The following is a 4,605-nucleotide window of genomic DNA, read 5'->3' as shown; positions in this document are numbered from 1 at the left end:
CCCGAAGACCAGTCGACCTGCCGCGACGGCTCGTCCACGTGCAACGTCTTGGGCAGCACACCGTTCCGCAGCGCCATCACCATCTTGATCACGCCCGCCACCCCGGCCGCGGCCTGGGTGTGACCGACGTTGGACTTCAGCGAACCCAGCCACAGCGGCCGTTCGCGGTCTTGGCCGTAGGTGGCCAGCACCGCCTGCGCCTCGATCGGGTCACCGAGCGTGGTCCCGGTTCCGTGCGCCTCCACCACGTCGACTTCCGCGGCGGAAACCCCCGCGTCGTCGAGGGCCGCCCGGATCACCCGCTGTTGCGAGGGCCCGTTCGGCGCCGTCAGGCCGCTGCTCGCGCCGTCCTGGTTGACCGCCGTGCCGCGTACCACCGCCAGCACCCGGTGCCCGAGCCGTTCGGCGTCGGAAAGCCTTTCCAGCAAAAGGATCCCGGCGCCCTCGGAGAATCCCGCGCCGTCGGCCGCGTCGGCGAAGGACTTGCAGCGGCCATCCTCGGCGAGACCTCGTTGACGGCTCAACTCGACGAACACGTCGGCTGTGGACAACACCGTCGCGCCGCCCGCGAAGGCCATTCCGCATTCGCCGCGCCGCAAGGACTGCACCGCCAGATGCAGGGTCACCAGCGAAGAGGAGCAAGCGGTGTCGACGCTGACGGCGGGGCCTTCGAGCCCGAGGACATAGGAGATCCGGCCGGACGCGACGCTGTAGGTGTTGCCGTTGCCGATGTAGCCCTCGACCTCGCTGGGGATCGAGTCCAGCCGGGCGGCGTAGTCCTGGTACATGAGACCCGCGAAGACGCCGGTCGCGCTGCCGCGCAGCGTCGCCGGGTCGATCCCCGCGTGCTCGCACGCCTCCCAGGCGACCTCCAGCAGAATCCGCTGCTGCGGGTCCATCGCGAGCGCTTCACGCGGCGAGATACCGAAGAAGGCCGGATCGAACCCGGCCGCGTCGTCGAGGAAGCCGCCGCCGCGGGCGTAGTACTTGCCGACACTGCCCGGGTCCGGATCGTAGAGCTCGGCCGGGTCCCAGCCGCGGTCGGCGGGGAAGTCCCCGATCGCGTCGCGCTCGCCGAGGACCAGTTCCCACAGCCGCTCCGGCGACGTGGCGCCCCCTGGGTACCGGCAGGCCATGCCGACGATCGCGATCGGCTCGTTCGCCCGGGCCTCCGCCTCGCGCAGCCGTTGGCGCGTCTGGGAAAGGTCGGCCGTGACCAGCTTCAGGTAGTCGCGGAGCTTCTGCTCGTTCTGCATCAGGCGTTACCTCGTCATCGGCGGCACGGCAGGGTGGGTCACCTCTAGCTTGCTGACGACGCGTCGCCGTCCCCACCCCTATCGCCCCCTCACCGACCCCGGGACCCCCACGCACCCGTCCGGTACAGGGGTCGTGGGTGACGTCAGGACGCTGACGCGCGAGGTTCCCAATATCGCATGGGAGACGCTGAGCGTCTCGAATGCGACATTGGGAACACGTGCGCCACTCACGACACCGGGGCGCTCAGCCGAGCCCCAATTCCTGATCGATGAGGGCGAACAGCTCGTCGTCCGACCCGCCACCACCGCCGCGGACGGTGGCCGCGAGGGCCAGCAGCCGATCGGCGATCGCGGCCTGCCTGCTCTCGTCCAGGACGGCTCCCGTGAGCGCGGCTTCGAGACGCGTGACCTCGTCGTCCACCAGGGTCGCCGCGTCGCCCGCGGGTTCCGCGTCCCCGAGCGGCAGCCGCTCGCCGAGCAGGTCCGCCACCGCGGACACCGTCGGATAGTCGAAGACCATCGTCGCCGGCAGGCTCAGCCCGGTCAGCCGGTTGAGCCGGTTGCGCAGTTCGAGCGCGGTCAGCGAGTCGAACCCGAGGTCGAGGAAGCCGCGTTCCACGGCGACCTGATGCGCCCCCGGTATCGCCAGGACGGCGGCGACCTGGCCGCGTACCAGGTCCACCAGCGCCTTGCGCCGTTCGGTGCCCATCAGCGGGGCGAGCCGCCGGATCAGGGCGTCCACCTCCGACGCGGCATCGACCGTCCTGGCGGTGGCACGACGAGCGGGCAGCCGGACCAGATCACGCAGCACGGCGGGGTCGCCGTGCTCGATCAGTCGCGTCCGCAGCTTGCCGGGATCGAACCGCACCGGCACGAGCGTCGCCTCGGGCCGTCCGAGTGCCGCGTCGAACAACGCCAGCCCGGTTTCCGACGGCATCGCCGCGATACCGGACCTGGCCATCCGCGCGACGTCGGTTTCGCCGAGCCTGCCGGTCAGTTCGCTGCGCTCCGCCCAGAATCCCCAGGCGAGCGAGGTCGCCGGGAGCCCTTCGGCCCGGCGAGCCGAGGCCAACGCGTCGAGGAACACGTTGGCGGCGGCGTAGTTCGCCTGTCCCGGACCGGCGATCGCCCCCGCGGCCGAGGAGAACAGGACGAACGCGGCCAGCCCGGCCTCCTTCGTCAGTTCGTGCAGAACGAGGGCGGCGTCGACCTTCGGCCGGAACACGGCGTCGAGCCGCTTGGGGTCCAGCGACCCGAGAACCCCGTCGTCGAGCACCCCCGCCGTGTGCACGACCCCGGTCAGCGGATGCCGTGCGAGCAGGGAACGGACCGCGTTCTCGTCGGCGGCGTCGCAAGCCTCGATCGTCACGACGGCACCCAGCGCGGCGAGTTCGTCGCGCAGCTCCGCCGCCCCGGCGGCCTGAAGACCTCGTCGACTGGTCAGCACCAGTTTCCGCACCCCGTGCCGGGTGACCAGATGCCGCGCCACCAAGGCACCGAGCGTCCCGGTACCTCCGGTGACGAGCACGGCCTTGTCCGGGTCGAACCCGTCGAATCCGGACTCCGCCGGTTCCACGGCGTGCAGCCGCCTGGCGAACAGACGTCCTTCGCGGAACGCCAGTTCCGGCTCGTTCACCGGAATCCCCTGCCAGGGAACGGCCTCGCCGTCCACGTCCAGCAGGACGAACCGGCCGGGGTTCTCGGCTTCGGCGGCACGGATGAGACCCCATACCGGCGCGTGGGCGAGGTCGGTCACCGGCCCGTCCACCGCGATCGCCCCCGAAGTCACGAGCACCAGCCGGGCCGCGTCGAACCTGCTGTCGGCGAGCCAGGTCTGCACCAGCGTGAGGGCTTCCGCGGCCGTATCGCGGGTCGTCTCGGCGAGTCCACCGTGGATCTCGCCGGTCAGCATCACGAACACCGTTTCCGGGGCGGACTCCGGCAACTCACCGACCGAGTGGATCACGGTGTACGTGCCGGTTCCGGTCTCGGCCTCACCGACCGGAATCCAGTCGGCACGGTACAGCGGATCCTGGGCCGGACGTTCTTCCGCGAGGGTGCGCAGAGTCAGTTCGGCGACGGTCAGGACCGGCGCCCCGGTGCCGTCCGCGGCGGTCAAAGCCAACCGGCCGTCCTCGCTGGAGACGATCCGCACCCGCAGGTTCCGGGCGCCGTCGGCGTGGACGGTCACCCCGGACCAGGCGAACGGCACCCGCACCTCACCGGTCCCGCCGTCGATCCCGAGTACGTGCAACGCGGTGTCGAAAAGCGCCGGATGCAGGGTGAAGCCCGAGTCCGTGAGGTCTTCGGCCAGCGTCACCTCGGCGTACAGCCCGTCGGCGTCCCGCCAGGCGGCCGTCACCCCTTGGAACGCCGGGCCGTACTCGTAGCCTTCGCCGGCCAAACGGTCATAGAGGTCCTCGACGTCGAGGGCTTCCGCTCCGCTCGGCGGCCAAGCCGTCAGCTCCACCCCGGCTCGGGCACCGGCTCCGAGCAGGCCGCTCGCGTGCAGTGTCCACGCACCGTCGTCCCGCCTCGAATGGATGGTCACCGGACGGCGCCCGGTTTCGTCCGTTTCGCCGGCCTTCACCTGAAGCTGGACCTGCTCGCGCGGTCCGAGTACGAGTGGCGCGGCCAGGGCCAGCTCCTCGATACCACCGCAGCCGGCTTCGTCTCCGGCGCGCAGGGCCAGTTCGACGAACGCCGTCCCTGGCAGGTAGACGGTGCCGCGTACCGCGTGGTCGGCCAGCCAAGGATGGGTCCGCGCCGAAAGCCGTCCGGTGAACACCAGCCCGTCGGAGTCCGCGAGCGGCACCACGGCACCCAGGAGCGGATGCCCGGCGGAGCCGAGCCCCGCGGCGCCGACATCGCCGGTCGTCCCGTCGTTCTCGAGCCAGTAGTGCCGCTGTTCGAACGGGTAGACCGGAAGGTCCACTGTAGACGTCTTCGCCGGGAACATGCGCGTCCACGCGACTTCGGCGCCCTGGGCGAACGCCTCCCCCGCCGATGAGAGGAACCGGCCCCAGCCACCGTCGTCGCGCCGCAACGTGCCGATCGCGCCCGCTTCGACTCCTTCGGCTTCGGCGGTCTCCTGGACACTCATGGTAAGGACTGGATGAGGGCTTTGCTCCACGAGCACCCGATGGCCTTCGCCGAGCAGCCTGCGCACGGCCGTGTCGAACTGGACGGTCTGGCGGAGGTTGCGATGCCAATACGCCGCATCCATCCCAACGGTGTCCAACCAATCACCGGTCACAGTCGAGAACAACGGAACCGACGACGACCGCGGCACGATCGGCGCCAGCAACTCCACCAAATCATCGCGTAAACCGTCGACCTGCGCCGAATG

The 4,605-nt window shown here is 70.7% G+C and carries 2 protein-coding genes; both read right to left on the bottom strand.

Annotated elements, in window-relative coordinates; translation table 11 throughout:
• On the bottom strand, window positions 1–1,259 hold a 1,259-nt coding region (locus ACFVM3_RS41785; protein WP_378445454.1), incomplete at its 3' end, for a type I polyketide synthase.
• A gap of 241 nt (window positions 1,260–1,500) precedes the next feature.
• Window positions 1,501–4,605: type I polyketide synthase (locus ACFVM3_RS41780; RefSeq protein WP_378445452.1), on the bottom strand; the 3,105-nt coding region annotated here is incomplete at its 5' end.

Origin of the sequence: Amycolatopsis sp. NPDC057786, from assembly GCF_042797905.1 — a bacterium.
In the GTDB taxonomy this organism is placed as follows: Bacteria; Actinomycetota; Actinomycetes; order Mycobacteriales; family Pseudonocardiaceae; genus Amycolatopsis.
Note: the sequence above shows the minus strand (reverse complement) of the source record. Positions and strands in the feature narration are given on the sequence as shown.